This window comes from Paraburkholderia sp. JPY419 (genome assembly GCF_050435705.1).
Classification (GTDB): Bacteria; Pseudomonadota; Gammaproteobacteria; order Burkholderiales; family Burkholderiaceae; genus Paraburkholderia; species Paraburkholderia youngii.
Genome location: NZ_JBNDKV010000004.1, coordinates 1,795,261 through 1,815,394, shown reverse-complemented (window position 1 = coordinate 1,815,394; position 20,134 = coordinate 1,795,261). Strand labels below are relative to the sequence as shown.

At 64.1% G+C, this 20,134-nt stretch carries 15 protein-coding genes, 2 tRNA genes and 2 pseudogenes; 13 read left to right on the top strand and 6 right to left on the bottom strand.

Translation table 11 applies throughout. The annotated features are described in order from the left end of the window. Positions 1-394: 394 nt before the first annotated feature. From QFZ91_RS36830 to dhaL, 3 genes and pseudogenes are all read left to right on the top strand, one after another. Positions 395-1,886, top strand: a pseudogene (locus QFZ91_RS36830) (M81 family metallopeptidase). Positions 1,887-1,964: 78 nt separating this feature from the next. Then, a tRNA-Val gene (locus tag QFZ91_RS36825) sits at positions 1,965-2,041 on the top strand. Positions 2,042-2,327: 286 nt separating this feature from the next. Continuing rightward, positions 2,328-4,031 (top strand): dihydroxyacetone kinase subunit DhaL, encoded by a 1,704-nt coding sequence (gene dhaL, locus QFZ91_RS36820; protein ID WP_429570285.1) that lies wholly within the window; start codon positions 2,328-2,330, stop codon positions 4,029-4,031. A gap of 40 nt (positions 4,032-4,071) precedes the next feature. Here the strand turns inward: dhaL and QFZ91_RS36815 are convergent, their stop codons facing one another. The 5 genes from QFZ91_RS36815 to QFZ91_RS36795 form a co-directional block, all read right to left on the bottom strand. After that, positions 4,072-4,206: a hypothetical protein gene (locus tag QFZ91_RS36815; protein ID WP_018424239.1), complete on the bottom strand. Its 135-nt coding sequence runs from the start codon at positions 4,204-4,206 to the stop codon at positions 4,072-4,074. Between the two features lie 36 nt (positions 4,207-4,242). Then, positions 4,243-5,298 carry a permease gene (locus tag QFZ91_RS36810; RefSeq protein WP_429570284.1) on the bottom strand — a complete coding sequence of 352 codons (1,056 nt, stop codon included), beginning with the start codon at positions 5,296-5,298 and terminating at the stop codon, positions 4,243-4,245. A gap of 25 nt (positions 5,299-5,323) precedes the next feature. After that, a complete protein-coding gene (gene mnmH / locus QFZ91_RS36805; protein ID WP_176107288.1) occupies positions 5,324-6,391 on the bottom strand; it encodes a tRNA 2-selenouridine(34) synthase MnmH in 1,068 nt (355 codons plus the stop codon). A gap of 118 nt (positions 6,392-6,509) precedes the next feature. Next, positions 6,510-7,568: a selenide, water dikinase SelD gene (gene selD / locus QFZ91_RS36800; protein ID WP_429570283.1), complete on the bottom strand. Its 1,059-nt coding sequence runs from the start codon at positions 7,566-7,568 to the stop codon at positions 6,510-6,512. A 271-nt stretch (positions 7,569-7,839) separates the two neighbouring features. Beyond that, entirely contained in the window at positions 7,840-8,166 is a 327-nt protein-coding gene (locus QFZ91_RS36795) for a beta-xylosidase (RefSeq protein ID WP_429570282.1), read from the bottom strand. Between the two features lie 225 nt (positions 8,167-8,391). Between QFZ91_RS36795 and fdnG the strand changes: the two genes are divergently transcribed. The 10 genes from fdnG (at position 8,392) to tatA (ending at position 19,409) form a co-directional block, all read left to right on the top strand. Next, entirely contained in the window at positions 8,392-11,460 is a 3,069-nt protein-coding gene (gene fdnG, locus QFZ91_RS36790) for a formate dehydrogenase-N subunit alpha (protein WP_429570281.1), read from the top strand. Positions 11,461-11,469: 9 nt separating this feature from the next. Beyond that, positions 11,470-12,393 carry a formate dehydrogenase subunit beta gene (gene fdxH, locus QFZ91_RS36785; protein ID WP_429570280.1) on the top strand — a complete coding sequence of 308 codons (924 nt, stop codon included), beginning with the start codon at positions 11,470-11,472 and terminating at the stop codon, positions 12,391-12,393. Next, a complete protein-coding gene (locus QFZ91_RS36780) occupies positions 12,390-13,046 on the top strand; it encodes a formate dehydrogenase subunit gamma (RefSeq protein ID WP_429570279.1) in 657 nt (218 codons plus the stop codon). Before fdxH ends, QFZ91_RS36780 begins: the two co-directional genes overlap by 4 nt. A gap of 124 nt (positions 13,047-13,170) precedes the next feature. After that, positions 13,171-14,169 carry a formate dehydrogenase accessory protein FdhE gene (gene fdhE / locus QFZ91_RS36775; RefSeq protein WP_429570278.1) on the top strand — a complete coding sequence of 333 codons (999 nt, stop codon included), beginning with the start codon at positions 13,171-13,173 and terminating at the stop codon, positions 14,167-14,169. A 47-nt stretch (positions 14,170-14,216) separates the two neighbouring features. Then, a complete protein-coding gene (selA, locus tag QFZ91_RS36770; RefSeq protein ID WP_429570277.1) occupies positions 14,217-15,665 on the top strand; it encodes an L-seryl-tRNA(Sec) selenium transferase in 1,449 nt (482 codons plus the stop codon). Positions 15,666-15,678: 13 nt separating this feature from the next. Further along, positions 15,679-17,592, top strand: coding sequence for a selenocysteine-specific translation elongation factor (gene selB, locus QFZ91_RS36765; RefSeq protein WP_429570276.1), 1,914 nt, complete (start codon positions 15,679-15,681; stop codon positions 17,590-17,592). Positions 17,593-17,643: 51 nt separating this feature from the next. Then, positions 17,644-17,739 (top strand) — tRNA-Sec (locus QFZ91_RS36760). A 44-nt stretch (positions 17,740-17,783) separates the two neighbouring features. After that, the gene (locus QFZ91_RS36755; protein WP_429570951.1) at positions 17,784-18,065 is read left to right on the top strand and encodes a porin; all 282 of its coding nucleotides are present in this window, start codon (positions 17,784-17,786) and stop codon (positions 18,063-18,065) included. Between the two features lie 275 nt (positions 18,066-18,340). Beyond that, positions 18,341-18,880, top strand: coding sequence for a hypothetical protein (locus QFZ91_RS36750; RefSeq protein ID WP_429570275.1), 540 nt, complete (start codon positions 18,341-18,343; stop codon positions 18,878-18,880). 295 nt (positions 18,881-19,175) lie between these two features. Further along, positions 19,176-19,409, top strand: a complete 234-nt coding sequence (gene tatA, locus QFZ91_RS36745) for a Sec-independent protein translocase subunit TatA (protein ID WP_429570274.1) — start codon at positions 19,176-19,178, stop codon at positions 19,407-19,409. 197 nt (positions 19,410-19,606) lie between these two features. Here tatA and QFZ91_RS36740 read toward each other — a convergent pair. Continuing rightward, positions 19,607-19,813, bottom strand: a pseudogene (locus QFZ91_RS36740) (IS4 family transposase); the annotation flags it as partial. Between the last annotated feature and the right edge of the window lie 321 nt (positions 19,814-20,134).

Below are 20,134 nucleotides of genomic sequence, written 5' to 3'. Positions count from 1 at the left end.
AAACCTCTCTATCATGACAACTGGAACAACGCCGACCAGCAAGCCGGAACGGAGCAAGTCCCGTCGGCAAGCGCCATCCAGTTGCGTTCGACCCGGGAAGCATCGAAGCGGGCTCCACGCGGCGAACCGCAACGGGCGCGCGATCATGCGCCGCGTCGCCGCGCCACGGTCGGCTGGCTCGAGGTGTCTATCCTCGACGGATGCAACCAGCGGCGCGGGCAATGACGCGGTGTATTTCGCGCGCATCACACCCAGCGCGACGATCTTCGTTCCGTGCAAGGACGGCATCAGCCACGACGAAATCGAGGACGCGCGCCGATCATCTGGAAGCCGGCTTCAAGGTGCTGCTGCAGCTGATGCTGAGCGCCGCGTCGAGGACAGGGAGCGTACGCATATGAAGATCCTGATCGCACGAATGAACCACGAGACCAACACTTTCTCGCCGGTAGAAACCCCGCTGGCCGCATTCGGCCGCACCGGTCCCAGCTACGGCCGCGCCGCGTTCGACGAAAACAAGGGCATGCAAACGGCGATGGCCGCGTTCATCGACGCCGCCGAGCGCGTGCACGCCGAAATCGTGACGCCGATCTCCGCCATGGCGAATCCGAGCGGGCCGGTGGACGCCGCAGCCTACGATACGATCTGCGACGCGATCCTGGCAGGCGCGACGGGTTGCGACGCGGTGATGCTCGATTTGCACGGCGCGATGGTCGCCGAGAACTCGGCCGACGGCGAAGGGGATCTGCTCGCGCGCGTGCGTGCGTCGTTGCCGCACGCGCGGATCGCGGTCGCACTCGATCTGCACGGCAACGTCACTCAAAAGATGATCGACAACGCCGACATCATCGTCAGTTTTAAAACCTATCCGCACGTCGACATGTACGAGACTGGCGCGCACGCGGCGCGCCTGCTGTTCGACATGATCGACGGCCACGCGAAGCCGGTGATCGCGTGGCGTCAACCGCCGCTGCTCACGCACACGCTGCGCAGCGCGAGCGCCGACGGCGCGATGAAACGCGCGCTCGACGCCGCGCGCGCCGCCGAGGCCGACGGCATGCTCGCGGTGTCGGTGCTGGCGGGCTTCTCGCTCGCCGATATCGACGCGCCATGCATTAGCGTCGTTGTAGTAGGCAATGGCGAGCGCGCGGATGCCGAGGCGGTCGCCGAGCGTGTCGCGCAACAGATCTGGGACGAGCGCGACGATTTCGTCTATCGCAGCGCGCCGCTTGCCGAATCGGTCGCGCGGGCGGCGTCGCTCGCGCGCGGCGCCGACAAACCGGTGCTGCTGCTCGATCATGGCGACAACTGCATGTCAGGCGGCACGTGCGACACGATGGATCTGCTCGAGGAAGCATTGAAGCAAGGCCTCCGAAGACATCGTCAGCGGGCCGTTGTGCGACCCGCAGGCGGTCGCGGCCCTGGCGGCCTCGGGGGTCGGAAGCACGGTCACGCTCGCGATCGGCAACAAGCTGACAAACGATGCTTTGCCCTCGCGTTCGCCGCTCGCCCTGACCGGCGTCGTGCGCGCGCTGACGGACGGCGAATACGTGATCAGCGGTCCGACCTACACCGGCCAACGCGCGTACATGGGGCGTGCGGCAGTGCTCGACGCCGGCACGGTGAAACTCGTCGTGACCGAACACACGCACGAGCCGTGGGATCTCGGCGTGTTCGAGAGCGTCGGCATCGATCCGCGCCGCGCGCGTTTTCTGCTGCTCAAATCACGCATGTATTGCCGGCCGGTCTTCGTGCCGATCGCGGCGGCGCTCGTCGAATGCGATAGTCGCGGCGTCACGAGTTCGGACTACAGTCTGTTCAGATTCGAGCGCGTGAAACGGCCGGTTTATCCATTGGACCCTGACACCGAATGGACCGCGACCAACTGATCAACACGCATGCGATTCGATAAATCGCCGCAAGGGCTTGTGAAGTCTGAAACGAGTCTCTATAATTCGCGCCTCTAAAGGCTCGTAGCTCAGTTGGTTAGAGCACCACCTTGACATGGTGGGGGTCGTTGGTTCGAATCCAATCGAGCCTACCAACGCATCTGTGACGTAGACGAAAGCGGTTCCGCTTTCGTCTACGGTCCAGTCAAATCCATCCCGTCGTTCCCGCAGTTTCGCCGTTCGGCATCACGTCCCCTTCGTTTCCGTTCTCCGCTTGTGGCTCGCAGCTCGCGCACATTCACGCGTTCTCTGCCGCTGTTGCGTCGCCGTTCGACAATGCGCAGTACAGTTAGTCCTTCCGCTTTCGCCGACGACCCGACTGCCGTTGCCATCGCATCATTCGATCATGCGCTGCCGGCAGCATCCAACGGAGCTGACGCAATGAAGAAGCTCATCAACGATGTGTCCACCGTGGTCCCCGACATGCTCGACGGGCTCATCGCCCTCAATCCCCAGCTCTCGCTGTTGCAGGGCGGCACGATCGTGTTGCGCGCCGATGCCGAGGCCGTGGCCGCGCGTGGCGAGGTCGCGCTGATCTCCGGCGGCGGCTCGGGCCACGAGCCCGCGCACGGCGGCTACGTCGGCCACGGCATGCTGAGCGCGGCGGTGGCCGGCGAGATCTTCACATCGCCATCCACCGACGCCGTGCTCGACGCAATCCGAGCGGTGGCCGGCCCCGCGGGCGCGTTGCTGATCGTCAAGAATTACACGGGCGACCGCTTCAACTTCGGCCTCGCGGCCGAAATCGCGCGCGCCGAGGGCATTCCCGTCGAGATGCTGATCGTCGCCGACGACGTCGCGCTGAGCGCGAGCGGCGATCACGCGGGCCGTCGCGGACTCGCGGGCACGGTGCTGGTTCATAAGATCGCGGGCGCGGCGGCCGCGCGCGGATTGCCGTTGCCGGAAGTCGCGCGGATCGCCAAAGAAGCGGCCGCGGCGCTCGGCACGATGGGCGTCGCGCTGACGCCGTGCACGGTGCCGGCCGCGGGCAAGCCGGGCTTCGAACTGGGCGATCGCGAAATCGAATGGGGCCTCGGCATTCATGGCGAACCCGGGGTGGCGCGCGGTGCGCTGGAACCGGCCGATGCGATGGTCGGCAAGCTGCTGGCAAAGATCAGCGACGATCTCGCGTTGCAGGCCGGCGAGCGCGTCGCGCTGCTCGTCAACAATCTTGGCGGCACCCCATCGAGCGAGCTCCACGTGGTAGCCGGCGCCGCGCTGCGCGAGCTCGCCGGGCGCGGCATCGAAGTTGCGCGCGCGTGGGCCGGCACGTTCCTGAGCGCGCTCGAAATGGCTGGCGTGTCGCTGACGCTGCTGCGGGTCGATGACGAACGGCTGAGCCTGCTCGACGCCGCCTCGCATACGAGTGCATGGCCCGCGCTGAGCGGCCGCGTCGCGCAGGTCGCGGTGCGTGCGGCGCCACCCGCGCCGCCAGGCGCGAGCGGCGCGACGCTCGCGCGTGACGCGACGCTGCGGCGAGCGATCGAAGCGGTCTGCGAGTGCCTGCTGGCAGCCGAGCCGATATTGACCGAACTGGACCAGCGCGTCGGCGACGGCGACCTCGGCATCAGCCTCGCGCGCGGCGCACGCGCGGTGCAGCTCGAACTCGATTCCTACGCGTCCGCAACCACGCCGAGCGCGGTGTTGCGCGGCATCTCGGCGACGCTGCGGCGCGTGGTGGGCGGTACGTCGGGTCCGCTATACGCGGTGATGCTGCTGCGCGCGGCGGCCGCGCTCGAACCGTCGGGCGGGGCCACGGCACGGCAATGGGCGACGGCGTTCAGCGCCGGTGTCGATGGATTGATGGAACTCGGAGGCGCGACGCCGGGCGATCGCACGATGGTCGATGCGCTGAAGCCCGCCGCCGACGCGCTGTATGACGCACTCGCTCAGGGAGCGTCGACGGATGCCGCATTGCAAGCCGCCGTCTGTGCGGCAATCGATGGCACGTCGCGTACCGCTTCGATGCATCCGCGCCGCGGGCGTTCGAGTTATGTCGGCGAGCGAGCGATCGGTCATGTGGACCCGGGCGCGCACGCGGTGGTGTTGTGGCTCGCGGCGATTGGCGAGGCCCTTTCCGGTTAGGCGCGGGCGAACGCGAACGCTACTGCGAACAACGACCCCTTCAAGGCCGCAGCAGATCGAACCCCGCGAAAGCAACGACGCCGCTCAGCGCGATCAGCGCCACCGAGTGCTGTCCAACGTACAGCAGCCCGGCGGCGGACCAACACGTGACGGCGAATGCGGCGATACGTTTCATGCTTCCTTCTTCTACGACTCGAACTCGAATACTGGCTCAAAAGCCCAGCGCAACGGCCAGCAAACCACTGACGACACCGCACACCACCACCGCACAGGCCACCACCGTCAGCACGCGCCGCGGAAACGACCGCGCGAGCATCGCGAGCGACGGCACGCTGACGAGCGGCAGCGTCATCAGCAGCGCGCCGGCGGGGCCGGCGGCCATGCCGAACGACAGCATCGCCTGAATGATCGGCACCTCACCCGCGGTCGGAATCACGAACAGCGTGCCGGCGACCGACAGCGCGATGATCCACAGCAGGCTGTTGTCGACGTCCGGGCCGACGTGCGGAAACAGCCATGCGCGCGCCGCGCCGAGAATCAGCACGAGCACGATGTATTCCGGCACGAGCCGCAGCGTCATGCGCCCGAGAATCGAGACCCAGCGCGAGAACGCGGTGCCCGGATCGTCGGCGCTGACCAGTTGCGCGACGGCCTCTCGCGACGCTTGCGCTTCCTGCGGCGTGATCATGCGGTTCACGAGGTAGCCGAGGCCGAACACCATCACGATGCCGAGCGCGAGGCGCAGGCCCATCCACTGCCAGCCGAGCACCAAGCCCATGAAAATCAGCGTCGCGGGATTCAGCGCGGTGTTACCGAGCCAAAAAGCAATCGCCGCGCCCGGCGCCGCTTCGCGCGCGCGCAGGCCGGCGACGACCGGCGCCGCGCAGCAGGTGCACATCATGCCAGGCAACGACATCAGGCCGCCTTTGACGACACTGTTGAAGTCGGCGCGACCGAGCGCACGCGCGACCCACTGCGGCGGAATCAGCGCTTGCACCGCGGAGCCGAGCAGCAGCCCAAGCACCATCGCCTGCCAGATCGCCTTGCCGTACGCGAGCGCGAAGTCGATCGCGGCCTGCCACGAGGCCGCCGGCGCACTCGCGGACGTGCCCATCAGGATCGACTTGCCGATCGAATGCTGGCTCGCGGCGACGAACGCGCGGTTGTAGTACGGAAACCACTTCACATAGAAGAGGCCGACGACGGCGATCAGCAGGAAGACGATCCAGCCAAACGTGACGCGAGGTTGCCGAAGGGTTGATTGCATGATGGTTCTTAAATGTCGTTGTGAGTCAACCGAGGACTAGCGTACGGGTGTCGAGCTGCGCGAGCAGCGTTTTCGCCTGCTCGACGACGTCGGCGTCGTTCGGGCGGAAATGGAGTTGCAGCGCATTCGGCAGCTGATCGAAATGCTGGCCGCTGCTGCGCGCGTACGCGGGATCGTAGTGAAGTTCGATCAGTTCGTGCGCGAGCTCGGCGCGCCGGTTGTCGTCGACGAGCCGCTGCCAGCCCGCGACCCGCTCGCGGCTGTGCAGGCCGATCAGCCGTTCCAGCTGTCCCTTGAAGTAGTCGGGATGCTCGAACAGATGCGCGTAATCCTGCAGTAGAAACGCCGCGCGATCCTCGCGGCTCGAACGCACCTCGACGCACGCGCCGCGATGAAACGTTTCGAGCAGCGCGAGCGGCAGCGTGACGGAGCCGATGCGCCGGCTTTCTGCCTCGACGAACACCGGCCGGTTCACGTCGAAGTCTTGCAGCGCGGTGACGAGCAGCGTGTCGAAACGCTTTTGCGACGGCTGCTGCACGCCCGTGTACGCGCCGAGCAGCGAGCCGCGATGCGAGGCGAGCGCCTCGAGGTCGAGCGTTTGCGCGCCGGCCTCATGCAGCGCCGACAGCAGCCGTGTCTTGCCGCTGCCGGTCGGGCCGACGAGCGCGATGTAGCTGAAACGGCGCGGCAGGGTTTCGAGCCTCTCCAGCGTGGCGCGCCGGTAGCTCTTGTAGCCGCCCTCGAGTTGCCGCGCCGACCAGCCGATCATGTTGAACAGCGTCGTGACCGACCCCGAGCGCTTGCCGCCGCGCCAGCAGTAGATCAGCGGGCGCCAGTTGCGCGGCCGGTCGGCGAACGTGGTTTCCAGATGATGCGCGATGTTGCGCGCGACGAGCGCCGCTCCGAGCCGCGTGCCCTCGAACGGCGACACCTGCTTGTAGGTCGTGCCGACCAGCACGCGTTCCTCGTTGCTCAGCACTGGCGCGTTGGTCGCGCCCGGAATATGGTCTTCCTCGAACTCGAGCGGCGTGCGAACGTCGACGATTTCATCGAAATCGCCGGCTTTATCGAGGCTGACTAGAAGACTTTTCAAGGGAGTAGGGACGAAACGGACCGCGGGAAGACCGAAATTATCGCATGCGCGGCTCGTTCGGGCAGGTTATGCGTCCTTTCAGGCGTTCTCTAGTGACGCGTTCCTTCAACCGCCTGCCTCAGATGACCTCGACCCGCGCTTCACCGCTCACAAGCTCGCCGATCACTCGCGCGTCGGCGAAGCCATCGGCGCGGAACAGTGCGAGCACCTCGTCGACCGCCTCGGGCGCGCACGACACCAGCAGCCCGCCCGACGTCTGCGGATCGGTCAACAACGCACGGCCGGCCGACGGCAACGTGGCGGGCAGCACCACGTCGCGGCCATAGGCATCCCAGTTGCGGCCCGATGCGCCGGTGAAAATACCGGCTTCCGCGAGGCTCGCGACGTTCGGCAGCCACGGCAGGTCAGCATAGCGCACGCGCGCGGTCAGCTTCGAGCCGCGCGCCAGTTCCAGCGTGTGGCCGAGCAGGCCGAAGCCGGTGATGTCGGTCAGCGCATGCACGCCGTCGAGCCGCGCCAGCTCGGCGCCCGGCCGGTTCAGCTTGGTGGTCGCGCCGATCATGGCCGCGTAGCCGGCCTCGTCGAGCCGGTCTTTTTTCAGTGCCGCGGACAGAATGCCGACGCCGAGCGGCTTGCCGAGGATCAGCACGTCGCCGGGCCGCCCGCCCGCATTGCGCTTGACGCGCTTCGGATCGACGATGCCCAGCGCGACGAGGCCGTATATCGGCTCGACCGAATCGATCGAATGGCCCCCCGCGAGCGGGATGTCCGCGTCCGCGCACACCGATTCGCCGCCTTTCAGCACGGCCGCAATCACGTCGTGCGGCAGCACGTTGATCGGCATGCCGACGATCGCAAGCGCCATGATCGGCTTGCCGCCCATCGCGTAGACGTCGGAAATCGCATTGGTCGCGGCGATGCGGCCGAAGTCGAACGGATCGTCGACGATCGGCATGAAGAAATCGGTGGTCGCGACGATCGCCTGGTCCTCGTTGAGCTTGTAGACGGCGGCGTCGTCGGCGGTGTCGTTGCCGACCAGCAGGTCGGGGAAAAACGGCAGCGGCGCGCTGCGCTTGAGCAGATCGGCGAGCAGGCCGGGCGCGATCTTGCAGCCGCAGCCGCCGCCGTGCGACAGGCTCGTAAGGCGGGGCGACTGGCTTGCTTGGACTTGGGTCATGAGGGCGGGAGTTCGGGTTCGTCGAATGACCGCATTATGAGGGTAGTTTTCATACTGTGCAGCGTCGACGCGGGCCGCAAACTGGCTTAATGCCGAAGCGGTATATCCGAACGATAAACGCCCGCGTAGAAAGTACCAATGCCGAAGCAAATGCAAACGGCAGGTGCGCGCAATGAAACGAATTCTTCACGCGCTAACACAATTGCGCACCGCCGCGTGAATTGATCGCCGTCGACAATTAGCAAACCAATTACCGCACGATTGCAAAGCCTTATTTATTGCTGCCTGCGCCGGTCCCATACAAGCCATTGTTAAATCCGCCAGCGCCCTCGGCTTTTTGTCCCTGGCCGGCGGTTTTGCCGCGCGCGTTACCTTGCCCGCTGTCTTTCGACTGAGGTTTCAGTGATTCGTGGACCGCCGACGCGCCCGGGTCGGGCGTCGAACCCATCCCGGACGACCGGCTTTCCATGTGCGAAGAGCCGCCCGACTGGGGAATCTGCGCAAGGCTGGGGGAGTTCGCGGCGAGCAGTGCGGCGCCGAGAAGCGCAAGCGAGGCTGCGCCGGCTGCCACGCGACAGGAGTAAGGAGAGGATTTCATAGGAGCGCAATAATCCGTCGAGAAGGTCAATTGAATTCACCATTCGCGGATTCAGCATGAACGGTGCCCGGCGCCTGGAATAAATCGTGCATGCAGAGAGCGCCGTTCATTCAAGCGACTTTCGCATGTCTGATTTACCCGGGTGGCGAATGCACTACGATCGAGCTACGTGTCGTGCAACGGCATCTATAATCAATTTGTTCCCAAAAGAGCCGAGGCCATGCAATGACGCAAATGACTCGGCGACAATTCCTGAAGGTTTCTGCCACCTCGCTCGCCGGATCGAGCCTAGCCCTGATGGGCTTCTCGCCGACCCCCGCGCTGGCCGAAGTCCGTCAGTACAAATTGTCGCGTGCTACCGAAACCCGCAACACCTGCCCGTACTGCTCGGTGGGCTGCGGCGTCCTGATGTACGGCCTCGGCGACGAAGCCAAGAACGTGAAGACGAGCATCTTCCACATCGAGGGCGACCCCGACCATCCGGTCAATCGCGGCACGCTGTGCCCGAAGGGCGCGAGCCTGATCGACTTCATCCATAGCCCGAGCCGTCTGCGCTATCCCGAGTACCGCGCGGCCGGGGCGAACGAGTGGAAGCGCATCTCGTGGGAAGACGCGCTGGACCGCATCGCGAAGCTGATGAAGGAAGACCGGGACGCGAACTTCGTCGAGACGACCGCAGACGGCAAGAAGGTCAACCGCTGGCTGACTACCGGGATGCTCGCGGCGTCGGCCAGCAGTAACGAGGTAGGTTATCTGACGCACAAGACTGCCCGCAGTCTTGGCATGCTTGGATTCGACAATCAGGCGCGTGTCTGACATGGCCCGACGGTGGCAGGTCTTGCCCCGACGTTTGGCCGTGGAGCGATGACGAACCATTGGGTCGACATCAGAAACGCGGACTTGATTCTCGTGATGGGCGGCAATTCGGCCGAGGCCCACCCATGCGGATTCAAATGGGTCACGGAAGCGAAGGCGCACCGCAAGGCGCGCCTGATCGTGGTCGACCCGCGCTTTAATCGCACGGCGTCGGTCGCGGACTACTACGTGCCGATCCGCACCGGCACGGACATCGCGTTCCTCGGCGGCGTGATCAACTATCTGCTGACGAACGACAAGATCCAGCACGAGTACGTGAAGAACTACACGGACGTGTCGTTTATCGTCCGTGATGACTTTGCGTTCAACGACGGCCTGTTCTCCGGCTACAACGCCGACAAGCGCAGCTACGACAAGACCTCGTGGGACTACGAGCGCGGCGACGACGGCTTCGCCAAGGTCGACCCGACGCTGCAGGACCCGCGCTGCGTCTATCAGCTGATGAAGAAGCATTACTCGCGATACACGCCCGAGCAGGTCGAAAAAATCTGCGGCACGCCGAAGGACAAGTTCCTGCACGTGTGCGAGATGCTCGCGGCGACGTCGGTGCCGGGACGTGCGACCACGATCATGTACGCGCTCGGTTGGACCCAGCACTCGATCGGCTCGCAGATCATCCGCACCGGCGCGATGGTACAGCTGCTGCTCGGCAACATCGGCATCGCGGGCGGCGGCATGAATGCGCTGCGCGGTCACTCGAACATCCAGGGCCTGACGGACCTCGGCCTGATGTCGAACCTGCTGCCTGGCTACATGACGCTGCCAACGGAAGCGGAGCAGGACTTCGACGCCTACATCGAGAAGCGCACCCAGCATCCGCTGCGGCCGAACCAGCTGAGCTACTGGCGCAACTATCGCGCGTTCCACGTGAGCTTCATGAAGTCGTGGTGGGGCGACAAGGCGACCGCCGAGAACAACTTCGCTTTCGACTATCTGCCGAAGCTCGACAAGTCGTACGACCTGCTGCAGGTCTTTGAGCTGATGAGTCAGGGCAAGATGAACGGCTACATCGCGCAGGGCTTCAACCCGCTTGCCGCCGCGCCGTACAAGTCAAAGAACGGCGCGGCTCTGGCCAAGCTGAAGTGGCTCGTGATCATGGATCCGCTCGCGACCGAAACGTCGGAGTTCTGGAAGAACCACGGCCCGTTCAACGACGTCGACAGCGCATCGATCCAGACCGAGGTGTTCCGTCTGCCGACCACCTGCTTCGCCGAGGAACGCGGCTCGCTCGTCAGTTCGAGCCGCGTGCTGCAATGGCACTGGCAGGGCGCGGACGGCCCGGGCGAAGCGAAGAGCGACCTCGAGATCATGGCTGGGCTGTGGCTGCGGATTCGCGACGCTTATCGCAAGGACGGCGGCAAGTATCCCGATCCGATCCTGAACATGAGCTGGCCTTATGCGAAGCCGGACAGCCCGACGCCGGAAGAGCTCGCAATGGAGTTCAACGGCAAGGCGCTCGCGGACGTCACCGATCCAAAGGACCCGACCAAGGTGCTCGCGAAGAAAGGCGAGCAGCTCGCGAGTTTCGCGCTGCTGCGCGACGACGGCTCGACTTCGAGCGGCTGCTGGATCTTCTGCGGGGCGTGGACCCAGGCGGGCAATCAGATGGGCCGCCGCGACAACTCGGACCCGACCGGCATCGGCAACACGCTGAACTGGGCGTGGGCATGGCCGGTGAACCGGCGGGTTCTGTACAACCGCGCGTCGTGCGATCTGAACGGCAAGCCGTTCGATCCGACGCGCAAGCTGATCGCGTGGAACGGCAGCACGTGGTCGGGCGCCGACATTCCGGACTTCAAGGTCGACGAGCCGCCTGACAGCGGCATGAATCCGTTCATCATGAATCCGGAGGGCGTCGCGCGATTCTTCGCGCGCGACGCGATGGTCGAAGGACCGTTCCCCGAGCACTATGAACCGTTCGAGACGCCGCTCGGTTACAACCCGCTGCATCCGGACAACAAGCTGGTCGTCAGCAACCCGGCGGCGCGCGTGTTCCCGGGCGACAAGGCCACGTTCGGCACGCACGAGAACTTCCCGCATACGGCGACCAGCTATCGTCTGACCGAGCATTTCCACTACTGGACGAAGCACGCGAAGCTGAACGCGATCATCCAGCCCGAGCAGTTCGTCGAGATCGGCGAAGACCTCGCGAAGGAGATCGGCGTGGTGGCCGGCGACCGGGTCAAAGTGAGTTCGAACCGCGGGCATCTGATCGCCGTCGCGGTCGTGACGAAGCGCATCAAACCGCTGACTGTCGAAGGCAAGAAGGTGCAGACCGTCGGGCTGCCGATTCATTGGGGCTTCATGGGGCTCGCGAGGCCGGGCTATCTCGTCAATGGGCTGACGCCCCCGGTGGGCGACGGGAACTCGCAGACACCGGAAACCAAGTCGTTCCTCGTCAAGGTCGAAAAGGCATAAGGTAAAGAGATGGCACTGCAATCACTGGACATCAGACGCGTCTCGGCCACGACCACGCAGCCGCCGGTATCTCGCGCGCCGGCCACCGGGCAGGTCGCGAAGCTGATCGACGTATCGAAGTGCATCGGCTGCAAGGCATGTCAGACGGCCTGCATGGAGTGGAACGATCTGCGCGACGAGATCGGCGTGAACGTCGGCGTCTACGATAACCCACCCGATCTGACCGAGAATTCGTGGACCGTCATGCGGTTTGCGGAGTACGAGAACTCCGCCGGCGATATCGAATGGCTGATCCGCAAGGACGGCTGCATGCACTGCGAAGACCCGGGCTGTCTGAAGGCCTGTCCGTCGCCGGGCGCAATAGTGCAGTACACGAACGGCATCGTGGATTTTCACGAGGAGAACTGCATCGGCTGCGGCTTCTGCATCGCCGGCTGCCCGTTCAACATACCGCGTATGTCGAAGAAGGATCGCCGTGTGTACAAGTGCACGCTGTGTTCGGACCGCGTCGCGGTCGGCCAGGAGCCGGCCTGCGTGAAGACCTGCCCGACCGGCGCGATCATGTTCGGCACCAAGGAGGACATGAAGCTGCAGGCCGAGGACCGCATCGTCGATCTGAAGGAGCGCGGTTTCCAGAACGCTGGCCTGTATAACCCGGAAAAGGTCGGCGGCACGCATGTGATGTACGTGCTGCATCACGCCGACCGGCCGTCGCTGTATCACGGCCTGCCGGACGATCCGCGCATCAGTCCGATGGTGACGTTGTGGAAGGGTATAGCCAAGCCGATCGGGCTCGCCATCATGGGGATCGCCGCGCTCGCGGGCTTCTTCCACTACACGCGCGTCGGTCCGAACGAGGTGACCGAGGCCGACGAAGCCGCCGCCGTCAAGGAAGCCGAAGAAGCGCGCCGTTCGCGGGAGGGTAAGCAATGAACCACTCTGAGCACACCGACTTCACGGACGTAAAGGGCAACCGCCTGATCGTGCGCTATACGCCGAACGAGCGCACGAATCATTGGATCACCGCAATCTGTTTCATCCTGCTCGCGCTGTCCGGTCTCGCGATGTTCCATCCGGCGATGGCGTTTCTGTACTTCGTGCTTGGCGGCGGACAGTGGACGCGAATCCTGCACCCGTTCATCGGCTGCGTGATGTTCATCTCGTTCCTGATTCTTGCGTTGCGCTTCTGGCATCACAACTATCTGGACCAGGCGGATATCCAGTGGATGAAGCAGTACCGCGACGTGCTGAACAACCGCGAGGAGCGCCTGCCCGCAATCGGCAAGTACAACGCCGGGCAGAAGCTGCTGTTCTTCGTGATGGTGATCTGTATGCTGCTGCTGTTGCTGAGCGGCATCGTGATCTGGCGGCGCTACTTTTCGCTCTACTTCCCGATGGACCTGATCCGGCTCTCAGCGCTCGTGCACGCGGTGACGGCATTCCTGCTGATCGTCGGCATCATCGTGCATGTCTATGCGGCGCTGTGGGTCAAGGGCTCCATAGGTGCGATGACGCGCGGCACCGTTACTTATGGCTGGGCGCGCAAGCACCATCCGAACTGGTTCAGGGAAATCATCGGCAAGTAAAGTATGCTCAATCGGCGCTGCCCCAGCGGGTGTTTCAATGCGCCGCACGCAGCACTCCGCGCACCGGGCCGCCGCGCCACGTCGATGACGGGCGGCGGCTCTTCCGTTTTCAGAGGTCGATAACTTGGCTCAACGAATTCTCGAAGCCGCCGACATCGAGTCGCTCGATCCCTCGGCAATCCCCCGCATCCGCATGCCGGAGCGGCTCGCGGTGTTCGCGCCGCGCGCCGCGCGCCTGCGCCAGCTCGCCTCGCGCGGCAATCCGATTGCCGGCTATCTGCGGCTGATGGCGGCGCTCGCCGATGCGCAGCAGGCGGTGCTCGCGCACTTCAAGGCGCAGCCGCCGAGCTCCGAGCTGATCGCGAGCGCGCAGCAGTATTCGATGCCGCTGATTCCGGCGCTGTCCGGCGCGCGCGATCCGGCGTGGCGCGACGTGCTGCTGCAACTGCTCGACAAGATCGAAGCCGCGGGTCCGTTGACGCCGCCGCTCGTCGCGGTGTTCACGCAACTGCGCTCGCTCGACGTCGCCACGCTCGAAGCGCAGGCCGACGCGATCTTCGCGCAGCGCTTCGCCGACGTCGAGCCGGCGAGCGCGCCATTCATCATGGCCGCGCTGCAAGTCGTATGGACCGACCTCGCCGCCGACATCGACAAGCGCGCCGTACCGTACCTCGATACACCGGGCCTGTGCCCGGTATGCGGCTCGCATCCGGTGGCCAGCACGCTGCGCATCGGCGGCGCGTACGACAACTATCGCTATCTGCAATGCGGGCTGTGCGCGACCGAATGGCATATGGTCCGAAGCAAATGCTCGAACTGCGATTCGACGAAAGGCATTGCGTACCACGTGGCCGGCTCGCCCGACGCCGACGCGGCCACGCGCGAAGCCGAAACGAAAAACGCCGTGCTGAAGGCGGAGTCGTGCGACGAATGCCATACTTACCGCAAGATCGGCATCCAGGCGAAGGACTACGAGTTCGATCCATTCGCGGACGACCTCGCGAGCCTCACGCTCGATCTGCTGATGGGCGCGGAAGGTTACCGGCGCGCGTCGCCGCATCCCTGGCTGTGGCCGGAACAGACGGCCGGCGCGACGGACGCGGAGGACGACGAGTCCGCCTGACGGCGACCTGGCCGGACGCAAGTTCAACACGACATAAGGGATTGCTCGTGAGCGATGTGAGCGGCTCGGAATTGCGCGCGCTGATGGCGCGCGTGCCATCGGTGGACAAGGTGATGGCGTCGGCCGAACTCGCGCCGCTGATCGGCGAATACGGCCGCACTCAGGTGCTCGATGCGTTGCGCGACGCGCTCGACGCGTGGCGTATCAACGCGCAATCGGGCGATGCGGCGGCCAACCCGGCGGTGAGCGCGCTCGAAACCCCGCAGCTGCATGCGACGGTCGCTGCGGCGCTGCTCGCGCGCAACGCGTCGCGGCTGCGCAGTGTGTTCAATCTGACCGGCACTGTATTGCACACGAACCTCGGCCGCGCGCTGCTGCCCGACGAGTCGGTGCGCGCCGTGATGACCGCGCTCACGCAACCGGCGAACCTCGAGTTCGATCTCGCCACCGGCATGCGCGGCGATCGCGACGACCTGATCGACGATCTGATCTGCGAGCTGACCGGCGCCGAGGCGGCAACCATCGTCAACAACAACGCGGCCGCGGTGCTGCTCACGCTGTCGGCGCTCGCGGCGAAGAAGGAAGTGGTGGTGTCGCGCGGCGAGCTCGTCGAAGTCGGCGGCGCGTTTCGCATTCCCGACATCATGAGCCGCGCGGGCGCGAAGCTGCGCGAAGTCGGCACGACGAACCGCACCCATCTGAAGGACTATGAACAGGCGATCAACGCGCGCACCGCGCTGCTGATGAAAGTCCACGCGAGCAACTATGCGATCAGCGGCTTCACGAAGGAAGTCGGTATCGACGAGATCGCGCCGCTCGCGCACTCGCGCGGGCTCGCGGTCGCCGTCGATCTCGGCAGCGGCACGCTGGTCGATCTCGCCGAATGGGGCTTGCCGCGCGAGCCGACGGTGCGCGAGACCGTCGCGGCCGGCGCCGATGTCGTCACCTTCAGCGGCGACAAACTGCTCGGCGGACCGCAGGCCGGGTTGATCGTCGGGCGGCGCGACCTGATCGCCAAGATCAAGAAGCATCCGCTGAAGCGCGCACTGCGCGTCGGCAAGCTGACGCTCGCGGCGTTGGAGCCTGTGCTGCGGCTGTATCGCGCGCCCGAGAAGTTGGCGGAGCGGCTGACCACGCTACGGCTCCTCACGCGTCCCGCCGAGGACATTCACGCTGCCGCGCAGCGCGTGCTACCGGCGCTGCAGCAGGCGATCGGCGCGCGCTACACCGTGGCGGCGGAGCCGATGTTCAGCCAGATCGGCAGCGGTGCATTGCCCGTTGACGTGCTGCCGAGCCACGGCCTTGTCATCAGGATGACCGACGGCAAGCGCGGCGGCCGTCATCTGCTCGCGCTCGAAAAGCAGTTGCGCGGGATGGCGCGGCCGGTGATCGGCCGGATCGCGGACGACGCGTTGCGGCTCGATCTGCGCTGCCTCGAAGCCGACGATGAGGCGCAATTGATCGCACAGCTAATCGCGCAACCGAAGAGCAACTGAAGGAAAGGCACGAATGATCGTCGGTACAGCGGGGCATATCGACCACGGCAAAACCAGCCTCGTGAAGGCACTGACAGGCGTCGATACGGACCGGCTCAAGGAAGAAAAAGCGCGCGGCATTTCGATCGAGCTCGGTTACGCATACGTGCCGCTCGAGAACGGCGACGTGCTCGGTCTGATCGACGTGCCGGGCCACGAAAAGCTCGTGCATACGATGACCGCGGGCGCGAGCGGCATCGACTTCGCGCTGCTCGTGATTGCCGCCGACGACGGCGTGATGCCGCAAACGCGCGAACATCTGGCGATCGTCGAACTGCTCGGCATCCGGCGCGGTGCGATCGCGTTGACGAAAGTGGATCGCGTCGACGAGGAGCGACTGCGCGAAGTGCACGACGAAGTGAGTGCGTTCGTCGGCAATAGCGTGCTGCGCGACGCGCCGGTATTCGATACCTGCGCGACTCGCGCGGGCGATGCGGGCGTCGCCGCGTTGAATGCGCATCTGCGCGAGCAGGCCGCCACATGGCGTGTGAAGCGCGACGACGGCCTGTTCCGCCTCGCCGTCGATCGTGTGTTCATGCTCGCGGGGCAGGGCACGATCGTCACCGGGACCGTAGTGGCAGGCAGCGTGAGCGTCGGCGACACGATGCTGCTCGCGCCGAAAAATCAGCCGGTGCGTGTGCGCAGTATCCACGCGCAGAATCGCCCCGCCGAAACCGGCCGCGCCGGCCAGCGCTGCGCGCTGAATCTGGCGGGAATCGACAGGAGTGCGGTCGAGCGCGGCGACTGGGTCGTCGATCCGCGGCTGTCGCAAGCGAGTGAGCGTATCGACGTCACGTTGACGCTGCTGCCCGACGCGCAGCACCCGCTCGAACACTGGACGCCGCTGCACGTGCATCTCGGCACGCAGCATCAGGTTGCGCATGTCGCGCTGCTCGAAGGCGACATGCTCGAGCCCGGTCAGCGCGCGCGCGTGCAACTCGTGTTCGAGCGGCCGCTGTGCGCGGTACCGGGCGATCGCTTCGTCGTGCGTAGCGCTCAGGCCAATCGCACGGTGGGCGGCGGGCATGTGCTCGATCCGTTCGCTCCGGCGCGCAAGCGGCGCTCGGCGGAACGCTTCGACTGGCTCGACGCGATACAGACGCTGCTCGACACCGGCTCGCTCGATGCGCCGTTCGCGCGCGCGCCACACGGTTTGTCGCGGGGGTTGCTGGAGCGCCTGACGGGGATGCCGGCAGCCGCGCTCGCGTTGCCCGCCGGGACGCGCACGATCGAACTGCCGGGCCATGACGCACTGCTGCTCGCGGACGCGGCATGGCATGCGCTGGCCGGGCGCTTGACGAGTGCGCTCGCGCAATACCACGAGCGCTCGCCGGATGAGTTGGGCCCGGACCTGTCGCGCTTGCGGCGCATCGCGGCGCCCCTGGTCGACGACGCGCTGTGGCGCGCGTTGGTCGACGATGCGGCGGCGCGTGGCGAGCTGATCAGACGCGGACCGTGGCTGCATTTGCCCGGCCACACCGTGACACTCGATGCCGCCGATCAGGCGCTTGCCGCGACGCTGCTGCCCGAGATCGAGGCGGGACGTTTCGATCCGCCGTGGGTGCGCGAGCTCGCGAATGGGCACGGTGTGCCGGAGGAGCGCGTGCGTCAGTTGCTGCGCAAGCTCGCGCGTCAGGGCGAGCTGTTCCAGGTCGTGCATGACCTGTTCTATCACGAGCAGGTGATTCGCGAACTCGCGTCGATCGCGGCGACGGAGGCGCACAAGAACGCCGGCACCGTGGCGGCCGCGCCGTTTCGCGACGCGACAGGACTCGGCCGGAAACGCGCGATCCAGCTTTTGGAGTTCTTCGACCGGGTTGGGTATACTCGCTTCCACCGTGGCCTGCACCTCGTGCGCACGGATAGCCGCTGGCTCGATCTGCGTTGATCTGGCTTCTGCGGCCTGTTTCTATCGGGCACGCGTCATTCAATCACCGTAGGAAGGCATTCGTATCCGGTGGTGCGGCTGGGCTTCAAACCCAGTTGAGGGCGTCAGACGCTCTCAGGTCGGTTCGACTCCGGCTGCCTTCCGCCACAAGGCTTTGGGTGATTTTGTAGCGCCTTCCTGTAGGAGAAACCATAAAACTTCCGTTTGGAAGCTTCTGGCTAGAAAGCGGCTTTGATTCGGCCAATGGGGAGTTTAGGAGCGGCGGTGATTTGTTTGGACGACAAGCGTGGGTCGGCCTAACTCCCGATGGGTATGGCAGCATAACCCTTGGTCGTCAATGCGACTTCATAGTCGACTACGTCGCCGGAGCGCTGCACGGTCATGGAATCAAGTTCGATGACTTTGAGGTCAACGGTCCGTACTTCGAGCTTCCCGACGATCGCCTCCCTCCGGACGCTCTATCAACGCTATAAGACACCGTACGAGCATCAGATCTGGACCTGCGAATATATCGGCATCACGTCGTTCGGACGGAAGCACTGGACGAAAGTGGAAGCTCGGATGCGACAGGACGCCACCGTCGCTCACGCTCGACGAACTGCTACAGCAAGCCTATTGCAGGCTGTATGGGCGTCGCATTCTAATACCCGCCGAACGAAAGCTGCGGGATCTCGGCCGTTCCATCTGGTCGGACGTTGAACGTGGCCTGCCCACACTTATTGCCGCCAGCAAGGACATTCAGGGATTCGTGGAATCCATCAAAACGTTCGAGGCGCGACTTCCGTTCTTAATGCCTTGCTCCCTTAAGCCATATATATGGGATCTCTTCGTCATGTCGCTCGGCTGCATTCGCCTGTTAAAGGAGATTTTGGACGAAGCAGTTGACTTAGCAATCGACGAGGAAATAGAAAGAATCACAGCCGATATTCTTGAGCGTGGCAACCTCAGATTGATGCAGAGAGAAACTCTCGCGAAAGAGTTGCTTGACGGTTTTCGGCTCATTGAAGGGCGCGACCACCCTGACAGGACTCTATTCGAACACGCTTCCAGTTCCGAAACGAACGGGCGCAAATGCCGTCCTGGGACGCGGTCACCGACGCGAGATCCAATCATCTTGGGTATACGCTCACGTTCCGGATCTGTGTCGAGAAATTGCGAAATCGACCCACGACAAGCGCGACAAAATGCTCGAAGCGATCAGTCCAAAAAGCGCCACATTGCTCTGTGCGTGTATTGCATCTCAAAAAAGATCACAGTGACGAGAATGGCAGATTTTCTGTTCATTTGACGAACTCCTCATTTTCCATAAAGACATGGACGACGGTGCGCGATGAATGAAGCTGATAAAAAGAGTATCAGATAAACCGGTGACGCAGCTGGACAGCGGGCTTTCGCGATGCGTGCGGTGAATCCGGAACCTGCATTGTCGAACGTTTCAATCGTAATCACGGTAGGGTCGAGACGCAATGGTCGAGTAATGAGGCGTTGGTGAAATCCATTTAGCGCCTGGATGGCCGCGAAGGAGCGCAACGTTTCCAGTCGTGACCAGCGCAGTTTCGATACATTTTCAAGGAGAGCTTGTCATGGGTTCCCTCGGTATCTGGCATTGGCTTGTCGTGCTGACCATCATTTCTCTCGTGTTCGGCACGAGCAAGCTCCGCAATATTGGCAGCGACCTTGGTTTTGCCATAAAAGGCTTCAAGGACGGTGCGAAGGAGCGCGAATCGCTCCACGATTCAATGAAGGTCGACCAGTTGTTCGGGCCGGCCATGCACGACACGGGCGCAGCGCGTGGTGTGAATGAGGCGTGTCGATAGGGCGCATCTGCAATCGATGAAATTCCATCATCAATAGGTTCGACCTGGATCGGAAAGAACAAAGTTTAAGAAGCACGGCATAGCATTGCGGAGTGGAGGGGCCCCCGCAGCAGTGCATGCGATGAGTGTACAAAGCGGAAAATTGCGTACTTGGCCGGCCGCCTCGCGAAAAAGGACGGGCATATTTGTAGTGCCGTTCAGTTAAGGTTTCTTCTGAGGAAGCGAACGGTATAACGAAAGGCTCGAGCGCAGGTGCGCCCGGGCCGTCTTTCATTGGGAAGTTGATTGAGCCGCTCACGCAGGCGCTTGAGCAGCGCAGGCAATTTGCCGTACGAGGGTGTCACGGCCGCCCATGCCATTTCGTACTGGATGGTGTGGACCGCGCGGATAAAGCTCAGTGTAGTGGTCGACTTATTTCGGACAGGCAGATAGGTTCCTTCACTTTTGGTGAACCGCTTCAGCGATCCGCTAAACATTTCGAGAAGCGGTGGATGAAGGTTGAGAGTCGCTGGCATTACAAAGGGCTGTCGCCAGCGTCCCACATAGCATCGCGCGAGGGATATGGCGAATCTTCACTGACATGCGTCTGATAGCGACAAGTCCGCGTGCCGAGCCGGATCTTTCGGGATCCAGTGGGGTGAGGAGGCCGATGGCATGTGTCGCCAATTCGGTGAGCGCGGTTGTTCCTCGTCGTCAACATGCACACCGCTTCAGTACCTTAGAAA